The 20,462-nt window shown below is 34.1% G+C and carries 11 protein-coding genes and 8 pseudogenes; 3 read left to right on the top strand and 16 right to left on the bottom strand.

All coding sequences use genetic code 11. The annotated features are described in order from the left end of the window. Positions 1-79: 79 nt before the first annotated feature. The 5 genes and pseudogenes from ACQ9BO_RS13265 to clpB form a co-directional block, all read right to left on the bottom strand. Positions 80-967 (bottom strand): annotated as a pseudogene (locus ACQ9BO_RS13265) (DUF808 domain-containing protein). A 409-nt stretch (positions 968-1,376) separates the two neighbouring features. Then, a complete protein-coding gene (locus ACQ9BO_RS13260) occupies positions 1,377-1,904 on the bottom strand; it encodes a hypothetical protein (protein WP_431241103.1) in 528 nt (175 codons plus the stop codon). A 31-nt stretch (positions 1,905-1,935) separates the two neighbouring features. Beyond that, a complete protein-coding gene (locus ACQ9BO_RS13255) occupies positions 1,936-2,340 on the bottom strand; it encodes a hypothetical protein (protein ID WP_431241102.1) in 405 nt (134 codons plus the stop codon). A 95-nt stretch (positions 2,341-2,435) separates the two neighbouring features. Then, a complete protein-coding gene (locus tag ACQ9BO_RS13250; protein ID WP_431241101.1) occupies positions 2,436-2,927 on the bottom strand; it encodes a T9SS type A sorting domain-containing protein in 492 nt (163 codons plus the stop codon). Between the two features lie 128 nt (positions 2,928-3,055). Further along, a complete protein-coding gene (gene clpB / locus ACQ9BO_RS13245; RefSeq protein ID WP_431241100.1) occupies positions 3,056-5,653 on the bottom strand; it encodes an ATP-dependent chaperone ClpB in 2,598 nt (865 codons plus the stop codon). A 204-nt stretch (positions 5,654-5,857) separates the two neighbouring features. Here clpB and ytxJ point away from each other — a divergent pair. Then, positions 5,858-6,248, top strand: a pseudogene (gene ytxJ, locus ACQ9BO_RS13240) (bacillithiol system redox-active protein YtxJ). 82 nt (positions 6,249-6,330) lie between these two features. On the opposite strand, the gene ACQ9BO_RS13235 reads toward ytxJ, so the two are convergent. Together ACQ9BO_RS13235 and ACQ9BO_RS13230 are read right to left on the bottom strand one after the other, a co-directional pair. After that, positions 6,331-7,497 carry a hypothetical protein gene (locus tag ACQ9BO_RS13235; protein ID WP_431241099.1) on the bottom strand — a complete coding sequence of 389 codons (1,167 nt, stop codon included), beginning with the start codon at positions 7,495-7,497 and terminating at the stop codon, positions 6,331-6,333. Then, positions 7,494-8,492: a DUF2157 domain-containing protein gene (locus tag ACQ9BO_RS13230; protein WP_431241098.1), complete on the bottom strand. Its 999-nt coding sequence runs from the start codon at positions 8,490-8,492 to the stop codon at positions 7,494-7,496. Before ACQ9BO_RS13230 ends, ACQ9BO_RS13235 begins: the two co-directional genes overlap by 4 nt. Positions 8,493-8,720: 228 nt before the next feature. On the opposite strand from ACQ9BO_RS13230, the gene ACQ9BO_RS13225 reads away from it, so the two are divergent. Both ACQ9BO_RS13225 and ACQ9BO_RS13220 read left to right on the top strand, forming a co-directional pair. Then, positions 8,721-9,803, top strand: a complete 1,083-nt coding sequence (locus tag ACQ9BO_RS13225; RefSeq protein WP_431241097.1) for a pectate lyase family protein — start codon at positions 8,721-8,723, stop codon at positions 9,801-9,803. A 28-nt stretch (positions 9,804-9,831) separates the two neighbouring features. Continuing rightward, positions 9,832-10,038 carry a T9SS type A sorting domain-containing protein gene (locus ACQ9BO_RS13220; protein WP_431241096.1) on the top strand — a complete coding sequence of 69 codons (207 nt, stop codon included), beginning with the start codon at positions 9,832-9,834 and terminating at the stop codon, positions 10,036-10,038. A 76-nt stretch (positions 10,039-10,114) separates the two neighbouring features. On the opposite strand, the pseudogene argH reads toward ACQ9BO_RS13220, so the two are convergent. From argH to ACQ9BO_RS13175, 9 genes and pseudogenes are all read right to left on the bottom strand, one after another. Next, positions 10,115-11,397: pseudogene (gene argH / locus ACQ9BO_RS13215) on the bottom strand (argininosuccinate lyase). 138 nt (positions 11,398-11,535) lie between these two features. Continuing rightward, on the bottom strand, positions 11,536-12,606 hold the full coding sequence (locus tag ACQ9BO_RS13210; protein ID WP_431241095.1) for a M20 family metallo-hydrolase: 1,071 nt from the start codon (positions 12,604-12,606) through the stop codon (positions 11,536-11,538). A 248-nt stretch (positions 12,607-12,854) separates the two neighbouring features. Continuing rightward, the gene (argB, locus tag ACQ9BO_RS13205) at positions 12,855-13,631 is read right to left on the bottom strand and encodes an acetylglutamate kinase (RefSeq protein WP_431245041.1); all 777 of its coding nucleotides are present in this window, start codon (positions 13,629-13,631) and stop codon (positions 12,855-12,857) included. 97 nt (positions 13,632-13,728) lie between these two features. After that, positions 13,729-14,677, bottom strand: a pseudogene (locus ACQ9BO_RS13200) (N-acetylornithine carbamoyltransferase). 131 nt (positions 14,678-14,808) lie between these two features. Beyond that, positions 14,809-15,571, bottom strand: a pseudogene (gene proB / locus ACQ9BO_RS13195) (glutamate 5-kinase). 188 nt (positions 15,572-15,759) lie between these two features. Continuing rightward, positions 15,760-16,954, bottom strand: a pseudogene (locus tag ACQ9BO_RS13190) (glutamate-5-semialdehyde dehydrogenase). A 108-nt stretch (positions 16,955-17,062) separates the two neighbouring features. Beyond that, positions 17,063-18,203 (bottom strand): annotated as a pseudogene (locus ACQ9BO_RS13185) (aspartate aminotransferase family protein). Between the two features lie 80 nt (positions 18,204-18,283). Next, the gene (gene argC / locus ACQ9BO_RS13180) at positions 18,284-19,261 is read right to left on the bottom strand and encodes an N-acetyl-gamma-glutamyl-phosphate reductase (protein WP_431245040.1); all 978 of its coding nucleotides are present in this window, start codon (positions 19,259-19,261) and stop codon (positions 18,284-18,286) included. Then, positions 19,254-20,448: pseudogene (locus tag ACQ9BO_RS13175) on the bottom strand (argininosuccinate synthase). The gene argC and the pseudogene ACQ9BO_RS13175 overlap by 8 nt, the downstream one beginning before the upstream one ends. Positions 20,449-20,462 lie beyond the last annotated feature (14 nt).

Raw genomic sequence — 20,462 nt, 5'->3', positions numbered from 1 at the left:
AAAATGATATTTCTGCTTCAAAAAAACAAAAAAAAACACCAGCCTCTCGACTGGTGTTTTGAATATCTAAGAACAGAAACTAAACTGCTGTTTCTTTCTTTTTGAATATTTTTTTGAAAAGATTTACTATTCCTAGAGTTACAAAACCTAAAACTAATCCTGCCATAAATTCTTTAATAATTGACGGAATTTTAATTTCTTCTGCTAGATGATGAATATAAGGGATATAATGCACAAACAATCCTCCCGCGACCATAATCAAGGCAATTGTTCCAATTACGGTCAAAGCTTTAATTACTTTTGGAAGTGCTTGAACTAAAATATTTCCGATAAATTTTAATACACTTTTTCTTTTTTGCTGTGCTGAATCATCTTGAAACCTACTTCGTCCATACGAACAATTAGCGCTACGATTCCGTAAACACCTATAGTGGCAATGATTGCAATGATGGATACAGTAATAATCTGTTGCAATAATGGTTTCCCGATTACTGTTCCTAAAGCGATAATTACGATTTCTACAGAAAGAATAAAATCAGTTACAATTGCTGATTTTACTTTGTCTTTTTCGATTACCAAAATTTCTTCTTCGGTAAGAACTTCATCAGTTATTCCTTCTGATTCTTCATGTGCGTGAGGAAAAAGAATTCGTAGATTTTTTCTGCTCCTTCGTATGCTAAAAACAATCCTCCCAAAACCAAAATTACCATTATGGCAATTGGAAAAAATGCACTTAACAAAAAAGCAATTGGAAGAATAATAATTTTATTCAATAACGAACCTTTACTGATTGCCCATAATACAGGAAGTTCTCTAGACGATGCAAATCCTGAAGCTTTTTCGGCATTTACAGCCAAATCGTCTCCTAAAATTCCAGCTGTTTTTTTGCTGCAACTTTACTCATTACTGCAACATCATCCATAATTGTCGCGATATCATCTAACAAGGCGAAAAAACCTGAACCCATTTTTAAAATTTATTTTTAGTGATGCGAATCTAGACAATTTGCCTTAATCTGCCCAACAATCGGACATTAAAATTTGTATTTTTTATTCCTATTTTTCTGCTATGTGCTTAAAACCAACTCTAACTGCATTGCCCTAACAGCACCCACAGAATAATGAAAACAATGATGGTTCCGAAGCATCCACCTCCTAATTTTTTAGCACCATATCCTGCTAGCAATCCTCTGAAAATATTGTTCATGATTTTTTAATTTTAATTAATAATTTGCTGATTTTTATCGATTTAAAATTGGATCTTTTTTGAATATATTATGTTATATGAATTAGATTAAAAGTTTCAGAATTCACGGTACAAAAAAACACCAGCCTTTTGACCGATGTTTCAATGCATCTAAAAATATTTTCTACAAATTAATCTGTTGTTACAATATCTCCCCTGTTTACCAAAAATGCTTTATCTGTAATTCCTTGGCCTGTAGGAGGAGCTACCGGAGTTTGCCTGTCTAATTGGATATAATTTCCTTTAGAAGTTAAATTTTTTAATCTGCTTAAAATTAAATTAATTTGAGTACTGGAAAGAGCATTATTTCTAAAAGTAACTCCCTCATTATTATTAACAAAAGTCAATAACGGTACATCTATAGAAGTAAGAAGAGGATTGTTTGTAAAATAAAGTTCTACTGATTTTGTTAGCAAAGGAAAAGAAATAGATGTTAAAGAAGAATTTCTTGAAATATTTGTATCACCTGAATAGCTTATTTTCAAAACAGGAAACGAAACTGAACTTAATTTTTCATTTCCCATTATTTTTAAATCCTTATAAATTTCGCTGAGATTACTAAAATTTATAGTTGTCAAATTTAAATTATCACTTACATTGAGGTCTATAATTTTTTTTACCATGCTCAAATCAATACTAGTCAGATTTGTTGTACCCATAATATAAATATTTTCTGTGTAAGGTCCAAACTCAGATTGTATCTGTGCGGCAGACCTCGGCATCCGTTATATTACCGGTAATGATTATAGTTGTTTTTCCTTTATTTGCACTGCTTCCCGCATATAAAGCATAAGGGACACTTAAGAGCTGGCTTGTACCACTAATCGTGTAATTAGTTCCTCCGGCTGGATCAATTTCTGTTTTTACAAAATGTGATCCTGCTCCCCAGTTAATTCCTGAAAATGTACCTGTTACTGGAGTTCCTCCTCCAATTTCTATTGTTGCCAATCCGTTGGCGTTTGTTGTTGTAGTTTGAGTTTCCACGTAAGAAGCGGCTCCTGTTGCTGAACCTATTAAAATACTAGTTTTAATGCCAACTAAAGTATTTGCTAGCAACGTTCCATCTGTTTTGCGCATCACAGATTGGTAATTCATTTTTTGCGGGGCCTGGGCGAATAAGATTGTGAAAGAACTTAATAATAGTAATACGAGAGTAATTTTTTTCATATATATATCTACTGTTTTTGGTTTTATTTTTTAATAATTTTGAATGTTTTTATTTTTTTCGAATTGTTATTTATTGCGAGAAAATAAACTCCTTTTACTAATCCCTGCATTGAAACTTTTGTTTCGGATGCACTTATTTTATTGTTTTTTGATAGTACTTTTCCGTTTATATCAAATAAATCATAAGACAAGTCATCAAATTTATTTTGCAACACAATAAGGTTTAGTTCATCAACAACTGGATTAGGAAAAGCAGTCATAACCAAACTAATTTCATCGAACTCATCATTTCCTAAAGTCGCGATTTCATAGGCTTGCTGAATACCTTCTTGAGCAGACCCGCCACTACCTTTTAATTGTATAGCCGCAATCTGTCCCACCGAATAACTTGATGTTCCACCAATTCCAGCACCTTTCCCACCAGTAACAACAATACTTTCTTGTGAGTATAAATTAGCGGTAAATAAAATGGTTACAATAATCAATTTTAAAAATTTTCTTTGGCTTTTTTTCATATAAATGATTTAATAGTTTACTCCAAATATACAATTTTTACTACAGTAAAATAGTATTAAAAAAGCAAGAATCTAAAAAAAACACCAGCCTTTCGACTGATGCTTTTCTTAAGAATAACATAAAAAAATTATTTAGCTGTTTGGTTTCTAAAAACCAAGTTGCCATCGAAAGCATCTAATAAAATAATGCTGTCTGTTGTAATATTTCCTGCCAAAATTTCTTTTGACAATTGATTCAATACTTCTCTTTGAACGACGCGTTTCACTGGTCTAGCACCAAAATGCGGATCGTAGCCTTTGTCTGCTAGATAAGCAATCGCTTCTGGAGTTGCATCCATTGTAATGCCTTGCAACGCCAGCATTTTGGTAACACTTTTTAACTGTAAGCTTACAATTCTTGAGATATTCTCTACTGTAAGTGGTGTAAACATTACAATTTCGTCGATACGGTTGATAAACTCAGGACGAACAGTTTGTTTTAACAACCCTAAAACTTCGTTTTTAGCGACTTCTGTTGCGGCTTCAACACTTCCTTTTAGGTTTTCAAATTTCTCCTGAATAATATTACTTCCCATATTTGAGGTCATAATAATAATCGTATTTCTAAAATCGGCCAAACGTCCTTTATTATCTGTTAAACGTCCTTCATCCAGAACCTGCAACAAAATATTGAATGTATCCGGATGCGCTTTTTCGATCTCATCTAAAAGTACAACAGAATAAGGTTTTCTACGAACCGCTTCCGTCAACTGACCACCTTCATCATAACCAACATATCCTGGAGGCGCACCCACCAAACGGCTCACACTGTGACGTTCCTGGTACTCACTCATATCGATACGCGTCATAGCATTTTCGTCGTCAAAAAGATATTCCGCCAAGGCTTTTGCCAACTCTGTTTTACCAACTCCGGTTGTTCCTAAGAATAAGAATGATCCAACAGGTTTTTTCATATCCTGTAAACCGGCACGGCTTCTACGGACAGCATCACTCACAGCTTCAATCGCTTCTTCCTGACCTACCACACGTTTGTGTAATTCATCTTCCAAATGCAATAGTTTTTCTCTTTCTGTTTGAAGCATTTTAGTAACTGGAATTCCGGTCCATTTTGCTACAACTTCTGCAATATCTTCTCTGGTTACTTCTTCTTTAATCAAAGAATTTCCAGATTGGAATTCTAACAATTGTTTTTGCAAAGTTTCCTGGCGTTCCTGCGCTTCTTTTATTTTTCCGTAACGAATTTCGGCTACTTTTCCGTAATCGCCTTCACGTTCTGCACGTTCTGCTTCGTATTTAAAGTCTTCGATTTCGTGTTTTACAGCCTGAATTCCGTCAACGATATCTTTTTCCTGTTTCCATTTTGCATAGATTTCGTTGCGTTCTTCTTTCAGGTTGGCCAATTCCATACCTAAAATTTTCAGTTTGCTTTCTTCTTTTTCACGTTTGATGGCTTCGATTTCGATTTCCAACTGCATGATTTTACGATCCAAAACGTCTAATTCTTCTGGTTTTGAATTGATTTCCATGCGCAGTTTAGAGGCGGCTTCGTCCATCAAGTCGATTGCTTTATCTGGCAAGAAACGATTCGTAATATATCTTTGCGAAAGTTCTACCGCGGCAATAATTGCTTCGTCTTTAATTTGAACTTTATGGTGTGTTTCGTATTTCTCTTTGATTCCACGTAAAATCGAAATTGCACTTTCGGTATCCGGTTCATCGATTAGAACTTTTTGGAAACGTCTTTCAAGCGCTTTATCTTTTTCAAAATATTTTTGATATTCATCTAAAGTTGTTGCACCAATTGCTCTCAATTCACCACGAGCCAAAGCTGGTTTCAAGATATTTGTCGCATCCATTGCGCCTTCTCCTCCACCCGCTCCTACAAGGGTGTGAATCTCGTCTATAAACAAAACGATATCTCCGTCTGCCGCTGTAACTTCTTTTACAACCGATTTCAAACGTTCTTCGAATTCTCCTTTGTATTTTGCTCCAGCAATCAAAGCTCCCATATCTAATGAGAATACGATTTTATCTTTTAGATTTTCTGGAACGTCTCCGTCCACAATTCTATGTGCTAATCCTTCTGCAATTGCCGTTTTACCAACTCCAGGTTCACCAATAAGCATTGGGTTATTTTTTGTTCTACGAGTCAGAATCTGCAATACACGTCGAATTTCTTCGTCACGCCCAATAACTGGATCAAGTTTTCCTGTTCTTGCTAATTCGTTTAAATTTTTAGCATATTTATTTAAAGAATTATACGTTTCTTCAGCTGAAGCCGATGTTACTCTTTCTCCTTTACGCAATTCCTCGATTGTCGCTTTCAAACCTTTTCCAGTAACTCCTTGATCTTTTAAGATTTGAGAAACTTTGCTTTTTGAGTCGAAAATGCCTAAGATTAAATGTTCGATCGAAACGTATTCGTCGTTCATTTTTTGTGCAATAATTTCGGCTTCGTTCAAAGCTTTGTTTGCATCTCTGGAAAGCATAACATCTCCTCCAGAAACTTTTGGGAAATTCTGAATGGTACTGTCCAAAATTTGAAGAAACAACGGAACGTTTACATTTAGTTTTTTCAAAATAAACGGCGCAACGTTTTCATCCACTTCAAAAATGGCTTTGAAAATGTGTTCATTTTCAATTTGCTGTTGGCCATTTCGCTGTGCTAATTGTTGCGACAACTGTATGGCTTCCTGCGATTTAATAGTAAATTTATTTATGTTCATATTTTTTTGATTTGATTGATTTTACTGTTTTGAAATTTATAAGATTAAAGTTACGATTTATCGAGTTAGATTTTTAACTCAAAAGATTTAACTTTGTATTCGAATAGACAAATTATATTCCACAGTAAAAAAACAGACAAAATGACTGATAAAATCAAGTTTCTACTATTTTAACACGTCAAAAAGTCATAAAACAAGCCAAATATGAGTTTTTTTAATTCAATCTTCGGAAGTTCAGAGAACTCAGAAGCCCCTAAAAGCAAAGTAAACTGGAACGAATTAACAGATACGCTTCAATTAATGGAAATTGAAGCCATTTCAAATGAAAAACCAGTCGTCATTTTCAAACACAGTACAAGATGCAAGCATCAGCCGAATGGCTTTAAAACAATTTGAAAGAGAATATGATCTTGAAAATGTTGTTGATGCTTATTTTTTAGATTTAATCGCACACAGAGATGTTTCGAACGAAATTGCTAGCAAATTTGGAGTTTACCACGAATCGCCTCAATTGATTTTAATCAAAAACGGAAAAGCTGTTTACGATGTTTCGCATAGTGATATTGATGCAGAGGCTTTGAAAAGTAAAGTATAGTTTTTTTCTGCCACGAATTCACGAATTATTTTTGATAATCTTTGAAGATATAAATTCGTGAATTCGTGGCGAAAAAACCAATCTAAAAACTTCCTCCAGAACCTCCTCCACTAAAACCTCCTCCACCAAATTCCATTGGAGAATCTTGTGGTTTTACTTCTGGTTTCATTCCGAAAGTTGAAGCTACAATTAAGGCTTCTGCATTTAAAATCGAATCTGAATGATTGATTCTATCGGGTTTAAATGTCAAACCACTTTCTTTTTCTTTTAATTTTCTGATTGAGAAATACGATATTGCGAATAAAACAAGTCCGCCCAAAGTCAAAGCCGCTTCCATCGGCAAAACTGCGTAATAAAATCGAATGGTATAAATCGAAAATCCAATTGCCAGAAAACTTATCCACAGCATAATTCTATCTTTAGTTCTTAAAGCTTGAACTAAATACGCGACTGGAACAATCAAAGTAAAAGCATAAAAGAAGAAAGCAAATGGAATATCTGTTCCGGGTTTTACCTCTGTTCCTAAAAGCTCTGCTGAAAGTTCTCTTACTACCAAATAATTACAAGAAAGATAAAACAATACCAAGCAAAAACTATTTGCCAATAAAAGACCATTATAATAATAGCTTTCGGTTAATTTATCAATTAATTTTCTTGTCGAAAAATAGAAAACTGCCGCAAAAATCATTGCTGTAAATGGTAGAATCGCTTTTGCAATTTCACCAAAATCAAGCATTTGAAAAAACAAAAACGCTGTAATTGATAAACAAAAAACCAACATTGAAAGCAAATGCAGGTATCTCAAAAACATCAAAACCGATACTCCTGCCATAAAAAAAGCTATAACAGACTCGTAGCCTTCTGTAGTAATTCCGATAGCAAATCCGATATTTAAAATGGCTCCCAAGATAAAAGCATCATCTAGTCCATGATTGCGATAATTTTGTTTTGCCAAGAATTCTGAACCAACAAAACCAACTGCGGCAAAAATATAACAGCAGATATCGAAATAAGCATTCTCAGCATGCATTCCAACGATAGAAATCGCACCACATATTGAACTATATAAAAAACTGCCCAGTAAAAAGAATCCAGTTCTAACCAAAACATTGTCCTGGCTTTTAAAAACTGGCAATCCGTTCTTGACAAATTTCTTTTGTTCTTTATTTATAAAACCTCCATTATACAAAGAATTAGCTTCATCAACTAAAATTTCATTATCCAATATCTTTTTATCGTATATAATCATGTCGCGATTTCTTTATGAAAGTTTTTAATTATTTTAATGAACATTACAATTGAGCCAATAAAATATACAGGCAACAGAAAAACAAAAAGTTCCCAAATATTAGAGAAATCAACATTTTCAAAAAGCCTGAACAAAATTATGTTCGCTCCAATATAACCGTATAGGATCATAAAAACATACAATGACATAGCCCTCATTTCATAACTAATCTTATAAAAATAAAAAGTTGAACCTCCTAAAACACCCGTAAAAATCAGCCAGATCAAAATATCATGATGCAGTAAATTACTGATTGTCGCAATACTAATAATATGCAAAGCAAAAGTTAGAAAAACTAAACTAAAATGGGTTTTTAATGAAATCCGATTACTGTAAATTGTCCACAAAATCAATAAAATTCCCAGCATTACAGCAGAATAACTTAAACTTTCACTGGCATAAAAATCATTGTTTTTTAATAAATCCTGAGGCGTTACCGAAAGTCCGACATAAGCGACTAATCCCGTAATCGCAATCGCTAAGACGTTTCTATTATCAAAATAATACGCGCAAAAGAAACTTACTATGGTTGGTACCAATGTTGCCAATCCGTAATGTTCGCCAAAAGGTTTGTATTGAAACTGCAAGTACCCAATAAAAATGCATGTCAGAATATTTGCGACTAACACTAAATACTCTATGACCGGATGATCAAATTGTGTTTCCGACTTTTTAAATCCTTTTGAGTTTTTAAAACAATAGAAAAAGCAAACTGCAATTACAATTAAAAGAAGCGAAAGAATCACAATATGCCCAATTGAATCAATATTTTCATAAATCAATATTCCGATTCCCGAAGTAAACAATAAAACGGATAAATACAGGAAAAGTTTCAACTCTACATTTAATGAAAAAATATTCAAATTACGATAAGAAACTATTTCCTGATATTGATTCTCAGTAATGAGATTTTTATCCAGAAGTCGTTTCGTATTCTGGCTGTCAAACTTATTCATAAGCAATTTATATTGTAAGTACTTTCAAAAATAGTGTTTTTTGATTCAATAAAATTGCAATTGTAAAAATAATCTCGCCAAAAAATCATACATAATTCTACTCAAAATTTCAATTTCTCTAAAATTTCTAAAATAAAGAAACATTTAAAATTTAAGCAATTATAAACATGTAATCGATTACATTTTATTATATATTTGCAACATAAACCACTTAATAAACCATTAAAAATGAAATCAAAGCTAATTTTACTATTTCTAATAGTAAGCGCTAACCTCGTTTCTGCTCAGAACTACTATATGACAGCTCCAGAGGGATTTGGCGCTAATGCAACGGGAGGAGGAAACGCATCGCCAGTAACCGTTTCAACTCTAGCAGATTTAACGGCAAAACTCAAATTAACCACTCCACAGGTGATTTTGGTTTCTGGAACCATAAATTGTACTTACACCAGTTTGTTGATTAATGACAAAACCATTATTGGTCTTCCTGGCGCACGATTAGTGAGTACTGACCAAACTGCAACGGGATCTGGAATCTTAAACATAAAACCGGGATCAAATAATATCATCATCCGAAATTTAATTTTTGAAGGTCCTGGTGCTTATGATGTTGACGGTCACGACAATCTTACTTCTGAAGCAACAAATCTTTGGGTTGATCATTGCGAATTTCAAGACGGAATGGATGGTAATTTTGACAATAAAGGAACAGCCGATAATGTAACAGTTTCATGGACTAAATTTACTTATTTAAAAGCACCAAAAGCTGGAGGTTCTGGCGGAGCCGATGATCACAGATTTTCTGATTTAGTAGGTTCTTCAAAATCTGATGCTCCTGCTGACGGACATTACAGTATTACTTTTAAAAACTGCTACTGGGCTGAAGGGTGTAAAGAAAGAATGCCTAGAGCAAGAAATGCTGAACTTCATATTTTGAACTGTTATTACAACACATCAGTTTCTGGTTCTCTTGCAATTGGTTTAGGAGGCGGAAACAATAATACAACTTGTTATGTTGAAGGAACTGATTTTGCTAAAATAGGAACCGCTTTTAAAAACTACATAAGCACAGATGGCGGAACAGTTGGAATTACATTTAATAATTCCTTAAAAGCATCGGCTGATTTTGGCGACCCAGTTTCAAAACCAACTTATGCTTACACAACAATTCCGGTTGCAGATATCGCTGGCTACATAACAAACACATCTTGTGGTGCTGGCGCGACATTGCAGGTTTCTGCTGACGGCAAAATAGCTTCAAGCTGTTCTAATTTAGGAATCGGCGAAAAAAAAGTCAGATCTAAATCTTGAATATTATCCAACCATTATTGATAATCTATTGAATATCAAATTTCCTAATACAGAAAACGGAACTGCTTTAATTAATTTATTTTCTTCGAATGGATCAAAAGTTTATACAACCAAAAAAAGTGTAATTTCAGATGAAAAAATTGAATTAAATCTGGGAAATCTGGCAAAAGGAACTTATGTATGTAAAATTCAAATAGAAGATCGAAGCAAAACATTTAAATTAGTAAAAAACTAATTCTTCTATAAATCAAAAGGTCATTGAAACAAATCAATGACCTTTTAACTTTTCACTTTTCACATCTTATCAGACATTAAAAAGCCACTTTCATTTTATCTTTAATCGCATCAAGACATAAATTATTGATACTGCCTTCGTGTGTATGTTTAGTCTCTTTTGGAGATTTGTACGTTCCAGCCTCTAATTGTTCTGCAACGGCTTTGTAGGCATCTCTAAACGGCATTCCTGCAACAACCATTTCGTTTAATGTATCTACCGTAAATAAATAATCGTATTTTTTATCTTCTAAAATATGATCTTTCACGGTAATGTCTTTTATTGAGAAAATTGCAATATCTAAACAAGCTTTTAGGTTTTGAATCGCTGGAAACAAACCTTCTTTTAAAAGCTGTAAATCTCTATGATAACCACTTGGAAGATTATTTGTAATTAAAGTGATTTCATACGGAAGCGCCTGAATCTTGTTGCATTTTCCTCTAATTAATTCGAAAACATCTGGATTCTTTTTGTGAGGCATAATGCTTGAACCTGTTGTAAGATGTGCCGGAAGACCAATAAAATCGAAATTCTGGCTCATGTATAAACAAACATCCATGGCAAATTTTGATAATGTTCCTGCAACGCTTGTCATCGCAAAAGCAACTGTTTTCTCTGCTTTTCCTCGGCTCATTTGCGCAACGAACAGCATTGTATTTTAAGGTTTCAAAACCTAATTCTTGCGTTGTAAATGTTCTGTTGATAGGAAATGAACTTCCATAACCTGCGAGCAGATCCTAACGGATTCTGATCTACAATTTTTGAAGCGGCATTCAACATCGTAATATCATCAATCAAACTTTCGGCGTAAGCTGAAAACCACATTCCGAATGACGATGGCATTGCGATTTGCAAATGCGTATAGCCCGGCAATAATACATTTTGATGTTTTTCTGCCGATTCCATCAACAAATCAAACAATGTTTTTACCTGCTCTTTTATTGCTTTTAATTCGTCTTTTAAATACAAATGAACATCTACTAAAACCTGATCGTTACGAGAACGCGCGGTGTGGATTTTCTTTCCGGCATCGCCCAGTTTTACGGTTAAAAGATATTCGATTTTAGAATGAACATCTTCAAAACTGTCTTCTATTTCGAAATTACCAACTACAATATCGGCAATGATTTCGTTTAAAGCATCTACTAAAGATGTTGTTTCTTCTGAAGTTAATAAACCAATCTGTCCCAACATTTTGGCGTGTGCGATTGAACCTAAAGCATCGTATTTTGCTAAAACCAAATCCAGTTCACGGTCATTTCCAACAGTGAATTGTTCGATTTGTTTATCTGTTGGTATTCCTTTTTCCCAAAGTTTCATAGGTCATCTTTTTTTCGCCACGAATTCACGAATTATTTTTTCAAATCTTTGCGATTATTTTTTTCGAATTAATTCGAATTAATATCTCTTTTAGATAATAAAAAAATAATTCGTGAATTCGTGGCGGTTTTTCTTTTGTTATAATTTAAAGAAATCCGTTAGTATTTTGATATACAGGTCGATTCCTTCTTCAATTTCATTTATAAAAATAAATTCGTCTGCTGAATGCGAACGCAACGTTTCTCCTGGTCCTAATTTTAATGACTGACAGCTCAAAACAGATTGATCTGAAAGTGTCGGCGAACCGTAAGTTGTTCTTCCTAAAGCGATTCCGGCCTGAACCAAACCGTGTGCAACAGGAATAGAAGAAGCATTTAAATGCATAGATCTCGGCGTTACTTCGGCATTTACATTTGCTTTAACCACTTCTAGAATTTCAGAGTTTGTATAACGATCTGTTACCCGAATATCTACAACCAAATCACATTCTGATGGCACAACATTATGCTGTTTTCCTGCATTAATCTGTGTTACGGTCATTTTTACTGGACCTAAAACATCTGAGATTCTGTCGAATTTATAATTTTTAAACCATTCCATTACCGGAATTGATTTATATAAAGCATTATCATCGTTTTGGTGCGTCGCGTGGCTTGCTGTTCCTTTTACTTTTACATCTAAAACTAAAAGTCCTTTTTCTGCAACTGCCAATTGCATTAATGTTGGTTCTCCAACAATGGCGCAATCTAGTTCTGGTAAGCTTTTTAAAACGCTATTTAAACCATTTTTCCCACTGCTTTCTTCTTCTGCAGAAGCTACAATTACAATATTGTGAGAAAGATTTTGATTTTCGTAAAAGTGAACAAAAGTTGCTAATAATGAAACCAAGCATCCTCCTGCGTCATTACTTCCTAATCCGAATAATTTTCCATCCTTTTCGATCGCTTTAAACGGATCGTTAGTATATGCCTGATTTGGACGTACAGTATCGTGATGTGAGTTTAGTAAAAGTGTTGGTTTGTTTTCGTCGAAATATTTGTTGAAAGCCCACACATTGTTATTTTCTCTTTTGAAAGGAATTTCATTCTGATTGAACCAATTTTCGATTAAAAGAGCCGTTTGGTCTTCTTCACTAGAAAATGAAGGGGTTTCTATAAGACTTTTTAATAAACTAATTGCTTCCTGGGTAAGCGTATCTATATTTTTCATTTTAATAAGGTTCAAAGGCTCAAAGGAACAAAGCGAGCAAAGTTTTTGAGCTTTCCTTTGACCATTTTTACTTGCGCAAATTTATTTAAAATACCTCGCGCACTCTATTTTTTTGCCACTAATTACACAGATTTCCAAACATTATTTTTTTGTTGTAGATTTAAAATCAAAATGAACTTTTTAATGTTTCTCTAAAATTATTTTCTCTTTTAACAGCAAAAATCAAAGTCAATTTGTGGCAACATTTTTTATAATGTAATCGTTGTATGCGGAATATCTGAATTTTGGAGCATTTTGTGATGTCCAATTTTGATTTTCTGAACGCCTCTTGATAAACTATTGAAGCAGTTATCCAGTTTCGGAATCATTCCGGAATGGATTACTTTTTCTTCTTTTAGTTTATTGTACAATGTTTCGTTGATTTCTGTTATTACAGATGAATCATCTTCTGAATCCTGCAAAACGCCTTGTTTTTCAAAACAGTAAGTCAGCGTCACATCAAAAACTTCAGATAATGCAATTGATAATTCGCTAGCGATTGTATCTGCATTGGTGTTTAATAATTGTCCGTTTTTATCGTGTGTAATCGCACAGAAAACGGGTACAACTCCAGCTTCTAGTAAAGTCGCTAATAATTTGGTATTCACTTGTTTTACATCGCCTACAAATCCGTAATCGATTGTTGGGTGATTTCTTTTTGTGGATTGAATTAAATTTCCGTCAGCTCCAGAAAAACCAATCGCATTATTGTCTTTGGCCTGCAATTGCGCCACAATGTGTTTGTTGATTTGTCCTGCGTAAATCATTACCACAACGTCAAGCATCGGAGCATCTGTAATTCGGCGTCCATCAATCATTTGCGGAACCAAACCAATACTCTGCGCCATTTTTGTAGCCGATTTTCCACCGCCGTGAACTAAAACTTTGTAGCCTTCAATTTTAGAAAAATCAGTTAAAAATTGCTCTAATTCTGCTGGATTGTCGATGATGTTTCCACCTATTTTGATTACGGTAACTTTCTTCATAAGATTCTAAGGTTCTGAGATTCTAAGATACTAAGTTTTTTGTGCGCAAAGTTTCTTAGCATCTTAGTAGCTTAGAATCTTAGCAACTTTAAAAAAATTATATTTTCTTCAAAATCTTTTGTAAAACTAATTGTGCTGAATACGTTCTGTTGTTTGCCTGCTCGATTACGATTGAATTTTCTCCATCCAAAACTTCATCGCTTACGATTACGTTACGACGAACTGGAAGACAGTGCATGAACTTTCCGTTATTGGTTAAAGCCATTTTTTCTGCCGTTACAGTCCAGTTCGGATCACTGTTGGTTACTTTTCCGTAATCGTTGAAATTACTCCAGTTTTTTACATAAACGAAATCGGCATTTTCAAACGCTTTGTTTTGATCGTATTCGATTTTGCAGTCTTTTGTAATTTCTAAACTTAATTCGTAACCTTCTGGGTGCGTGATTACAAAATCCATGTCTTTTTGCATTTGCATCATTTCTACGAATGAATTTGCAACTGCCTGTGGCAATGCTTTTGGATGTGGTGCCCAAGAAAGGACCACTTTTGGTTTATGCTTTGTCTTGAATTCTTCCATTGTAATAGCATCTGCCAAAGACTGTAATGGGTGACGAACAGCACTTTCCATATTTACGATTGGCACTGTAGCGTATTTCAAAAATCCTGAAATTACAGTTTCCTGATAATCTTTTTCCTTATCAACCAAACCTGCGAAAGCACGAATCGCGATAATATCACAATATTGCGAAACTACTTCTGCTTACTTCTTTAATATGTTCTGAAGCACCTGAATTCATTACAGCTCCGTCTTCAAACTCTAATGTCCAGCCTTCGTTGGTAAAATTCATTACCATAACGTTCATTCCTAAGTTCATTGCCGCTTTTTGAGTACTCAAACGCGTTCTTAAACTTGGATTAAAAAATAACATTCCTAAAGTCTTATTCTTTCCTAAACTTTGATTTTTAAGCGGATTCTTTTTGATTTTAATCGCTTGTTTTACCCATTTTGATAATGAGTTGATTTCTTTTATTGAGATATAGTTCATTGTTTTTTTGTTTAATCGGTTAATCGTTGATTTGTTTAATCGTTTCTGTCGCTTAATCAAATCTAACTTTATCCATTTGTGTTTTTTTATGTTCTGCTTTTAATCGATTAACCGAATTAACGATTAAACAATTAAACGATTTTCGTAAATGGAATTTCGTCTTTTAATGCTTTTAAAATAAAATTATCATTCAGTCCGTTGACAATCCAGGTTTCTATATTGGCCGCTTTTGAAATTGCTGCTCGCTTCTATTTTGGATTGCATCCCTCCTGTTCCGTGCGATGATTTTGATTCGCCGATTTCCTTTTCTAACGTTTTTAAATCATTTACCAATTTAATTGTTTCCGGAACTTCATCGTAAATTGAATTCTTTGTGTAAATTCCGTTTGTATTGGTAGCAATGATCAGAATATCAACATTTAAAAGAACCGCCGTTAAAGCCGCTAATTTGTCGTTGTCTCCAAACCGAATCTCATCTGTGGCAACGGTATCATTTTCATTGATAATCGGAATGTAATTGTTTTTGACTAATACATTTATGGTATTCACAATGTTCTTTTTGGTCTGTTCTTTTTCAAAATCAGAGTATGAAAGCAAACATTGTGACGTATTTAAGCCTAAATCCTTAAAATTTTCATTGTAAATCCGCATTAAATGTGGCTGACCTATTGAAGCCAAAGCCTGTTTCACAAAAACATCTTTATCTTGATTATCCAACTTTACAAATTGTTTTGTCGCCGCAATTGCTCCTGAACTCACTATGATAAATTCATATTCGTCGTTTAAAGCCGCAATCTGTATTCCGAGGTCTTCAATCTTTCCCCGCGAAATATGATTGGTTTCTTTGGTTAAAGTATTACTTCCTATTTTTAATAAAATCCGTTTTTTTGCCATGTCTTTTGTTTTTGCCACGAAGGCGCTAAGGCACTAAGTTATTTTTAACGCAAAGGGCGCAAGGTTTCTTATCTTGTTTGTGTTTACAAACGCTAAGTTCGCAAAGCTTTATCTATAATTAAATTACAATAATCTAAAATCAAAAATCGTTAATCATCAATCTAAAATCTGAACTCTAAAATCTAAAATTATCGTATTTGTCCTTCTCCGTAAACGTACCATTTATTGGTCACCAGATGCTGAAGGCCGATTGGTCCTCTTTGATGCAATTTATCAGTGCTTATCGCTAATTCTCCGCCAAGACCAAATTGTCCACCGTCTGTGAAACGGGTTGAAGCATTTTGGTAAACCGCTAACTGCATCGATCGATTCCATAAACTGCTGTGCAACTTCATTATCTCTAGTAATAATTGCGGCTGAATGCCCTCCACAGTATTTATTAATCATATCAATAGCGTGATCCTGAGAATCAATGGTTCCGATTACGATTTTATAATCCAAAAACTCTTCGTACCAGATATCTTCGTTTTGAATTGTTTTCGTATTCTCGAAATTCTCTAAAGATTTATCGACAATAACTTCCACTTTCGCTTCGATTAAAGCTTCAATCAACATCGCTGTAAAACCTTCAAAATTTGGGAGCTTAGAACTTATCAAAACTTTATCCAAAGCATTACAAGCCGAAATTTTAGCTGTTTTAGCATTTAAAATTACTTTTAAAGCCAAATCTGTATCTGCATCTTCATGAACGTAAACAAAATTATTTCCGCGTCCGCTCACAATTACGGGACAAGTTGCGTGTGCTTTTACAAATTCAATAAGTTTTTCTCCGCCTCTCGGAACTATTAAATCGACTTTTTGAGTTGGTTTTTCTAAAAAAGCCTGAGTTTCTGTTCTGTTGTAATTTAGATATTCCACCCACTCTTTTGAAACTCCGTTTTCTTCTAAAGCTCTATGCCAAAGACTTACGATTTTTAAGTTTGATTTTAAAGACTCTTTTCCTCCTTTTAATAAGATCTTATTTCCGGATTTAAAAGCGATTCCGCCTGCTTCAATTGTAACATCAGGACGAGATTCATAAATAATTAAAATCGTTCCGAAAGCGGCTGTTTTATTCACCACTTTTATTCCATTATCATGAGTAAAATGAAAACGCTCAACGCCAACAGGATCTTCCTGAGAAGCTAATTGATTTAATGATAAAATCATCTCGTCGACTTTTTTATCATCTACTTTTAAGCGTTCTTCCATTGCTAAATCTGAGCCGTCGTAATCAGCAAGATCTTCCTGATTGGTTAAGATAATCTGATTCCGCTCCTGTTCGACCAGCTTTGCCATAGTCCGCAGTACGAGATTGCGTTTTTCAATTGATAATGGGTTCATAATTTGTAGTTGGTTGGTTGTTTTTTGGTTGTTTCTTTTAGTAACAGAAACTTATATTTTAAACCTGACGGGTTTTGAAAACCCGTCAGGTTTAATATTGACTGAGAATTAGTTTTTTAACTCTTCTAAACTTTCTTTTAAAGCTTTTACAAACGTATCGATATGCGCTTTTTTCACTGTAAGCGGCGGTAAAATTCTTAATAGATTTTTATTGTTGGCACTTCCTGTAAAAATGTGTTTTTCGATGATCAATTTCTTTCTTAAAGCCGCTACATCAAAATCAAACTCCACTCCAAGCATTAATCCTTTTCCTTTAACTTGTTTGATACCTTCAACTTCTTTGATTTTTTCTAAGAAATATTCATAAACTTCGTTTACATTCTTTTGTAAATCCAGTTTTTCAATTACATCTAAAACTGCAATTCCTGCAAGCACAAGACAAATGGCTTCCGCCGAAAGTTGTTCCTAATAATCCGAAACTTGCTTCGAATTTTGGAGAAATCAAAATCGCTCCAACAGGAAATCCGTTCCCCATTCCTTTTGCAACTGAGATAATATCAGCGTTGATTCCGTGGTGTTGGAAAGCAAAGAATTTTCCGCTTCTTCCATATCCAGACTGCACTTCATCTAAAATTAAAACAACATCATGTTTTTTACATGCTTTCTCTAAAGCTTGAAAAAACTCAGTTGTTCCTTGGTCTAAACCTCCAACTCCTTGAATTCCTTCGATAATTACAGCTGTAACATCACCTTTAGCTAATTCTGCCTCAACTAATTCAATTTGGTTTAGAGGCAAAAAAGTAACTACTTGCCGCGCGTTAATTGGCGCAACAATCTTTTTATTATCTGTAACGGCAACGGCCGCAGAAGTTCTTCCGTGAAAAGAATTATGAAAAGCCACAACTCTTGATTTTCCATTATGGAAAGAAGCTAATTTTAAAGCATTCTCATTGGCCTCAGCTCCAGAACTGCATAAAAACAATTCGTAATCTTCAAGACCAGAAAGTTTTCCTAATTTCTGTGCCAATTCAACCTGTAAAGGATTCTGAATCGCATTTGAATAAAAACCTAAATTATCTATTTGATTTTTAAGTTTTGCTACATAATCCGGTTGTGTGTGTCCAATAGAAATCACACCGTGACCGCTGTATAAATCTAAATATTCTACTCCTTTGTCGTCAATAATTGTACAATCTACTGCTTTTACTGGAGTTATGTCGTATAATGGGTAAACGTTGAATAAGTTCATTTTTTGTTTTGTTTAATTGTTTAATCGTTGATTTGTTTAATCGATTAACCGAATTAACGATTACACGGTTAACCAACAATCTAAAATCCGCTTGGTTTCAAATGTAAACCTGTGGTTTCTTCTAAACCGAACATTAAATTCATGTTTTGAATCGCTTGTCCTGAAGCACCTTTGGTTAAGTTATCGATAATTGATGTTATGAGAACCCGGTTTCCTTTTTTCAATAAACTAATAATACATTTATTCGTTTGCACCACTTGTTTCATGTTGATGTTGGTTGTAGTAACAGTTACGAAAGGTTCGTTTTTATAGAACTCTTCGTATTTTGCTACTAATTGCTCCAAACTATCATCGCAAACTGTATATAAAGTTGCAAAAATTCCTCTTGGAAAATCTCCTCTGTTCGGAATAAAAAGCAATTCGCTGTCAAAATCATCTTGCGGCTGAACCAGACTTTCTGAAATTTCGCCTAAATGCTGATGTTCAAAAGCTTTGTAATGTGACATATTATTATTTCTCCAACTGAAATGAGAAGTTTCAGAAAGGCTTACTCCTGCTCCTGTACTTCCTGTTGTAGCATTAATATGAACATCATTATTCAACAAATTGTGTTTTGCTAAAGGCAATAAAGCCAACTGAATAGCCGTTGCAAAACAACCTGGATTGGCAATATAATTTGTCTTTTTGATTTCGGCTTTATTGATTTCGGGCAAACCGTAAACAAAATCTTTTCCTTCGAAATGCGCATCTTTATTCAATCTGAAATCGTTTCCTAAATCGATGATTTTAGTATGACTCGCAAACTGATTTTCTTTCAAAAATGAAATTGATTTTCCGTGACCTAAACACAAGAAAACAACATTCACATTCGGATTGATTTCTGCTGTGAAGTTCATTTCGATATCTCCCATCAAATCGTGGTGCGCTATAGAAAGAGGTTTTCCAGCGTTTGTTGTACTGTAAACAAAATCGATGTTTACGTTTGGATGATACATTAAAATTCTGATGAGCTCTCCGGCAGTGTAGCCTGAACCACCAATAATTCCGACATTAATCATGATCTAATTTGTTTACAGATGAGAATATGTTTTGCGCATTTCCTAAAATCTTAATAAATCCTTTTGCATCGTCAGATGTCCAAGCATTGTTCATTTCACCGTATTGACCGAAGCCTGTATTCATTAAATCGTTTTCAGATTCAATTCCGTCCAATGAGAAATGATATGGTTTTAATGAAACTGTAACCGTTCCATTCACTGTTTTTTGAGTGTCTTGCAAGAAAGTTTCAATGTTTCTCATAACTGGATCCAAGAATTGTCCTTCGTGGAATAACATTCCGTACCAGTTTCCTAATTGTTCTTTCCAATATTGTTGCCATTTTCCAAGAGTATGTTTCTCTAATAAATGGTGTGCTTTGATGATAATTAACGGCGCGGCAGACTTCAAAACCAACTCTTCCTTTAATTCCAATAATGGTATCTCCTACGTGAATATCTCTACCAATAGCATAAGCACTTGCTAGTTTTTCCAGCGCTACAATATTATTTGATGGTTTATCTGTTTTTCCGTTTAAACCAACTAATTCTCCTTGTTCGAAATGAAGCGTTACTTTCTCTTCTCCTTCTTTTTGCAATTGCGAAGGATATGCTTCACTTGGCAATGGCTGGCTTGATGTCAACGTTTCTTTTCCTCCAACACTTGTTCCCCAAAGTCCTTTATTGATAGAATATTGTGCTTTTTCCCAAGAATAGTGAACTCCGTTTTGAGCCAAATAATCAACTTCTTCTTGTCTTGATAATTTTAAATCTCTAATTGGCGTAATAATTTCGATTTCTGGAGCAATAGTCTGGAAAATCAAATCGAAACGAATTTGATCATTTCCTGCACCAGTACTTCCGTGAGCGATTGCTGTTGCTCCTACTTTTTTCGCATATTTTATAGCCTCAATTGCTTGAAAAACACGTTCAGCACTTACTGATAACGGGTATGTATTGTTTTTTAATACGTTTCCGAAAATCAGATATTTTATAGCTTTATCGTAATATTTATCTAAAATCGTTAAGTTGGCGTGTTTTGCACTTCCTAATTCGTAAGCTCTTTTTTCAATAGCTGTTAATTCTTCAGCAGAAAATCCTCCTGTATCTACAAGTACAGTATGAACTTCATATCCTTTTTCATTTTTTAAATATTTCAAACAATACGAGGTATCTAATCCTCCGCTATAAGCTAATACTACTTTTTTCATTTTTTATAATTTTG

Origin of the sequence: Flavobacterium sp. P21, assembly GCF_050632225.1 — a bacterium.
Taxonomy (GTDB): Bacteria; Bacteroidota; Bacteroidia; order Flavobacteriales; family Flavobacteriaceae; genus Flavobacterium.
Note: the sequence above shows the minus strand (reverse complement) of the source record. Positions and strands in the feature narration are given on the sequence as shown.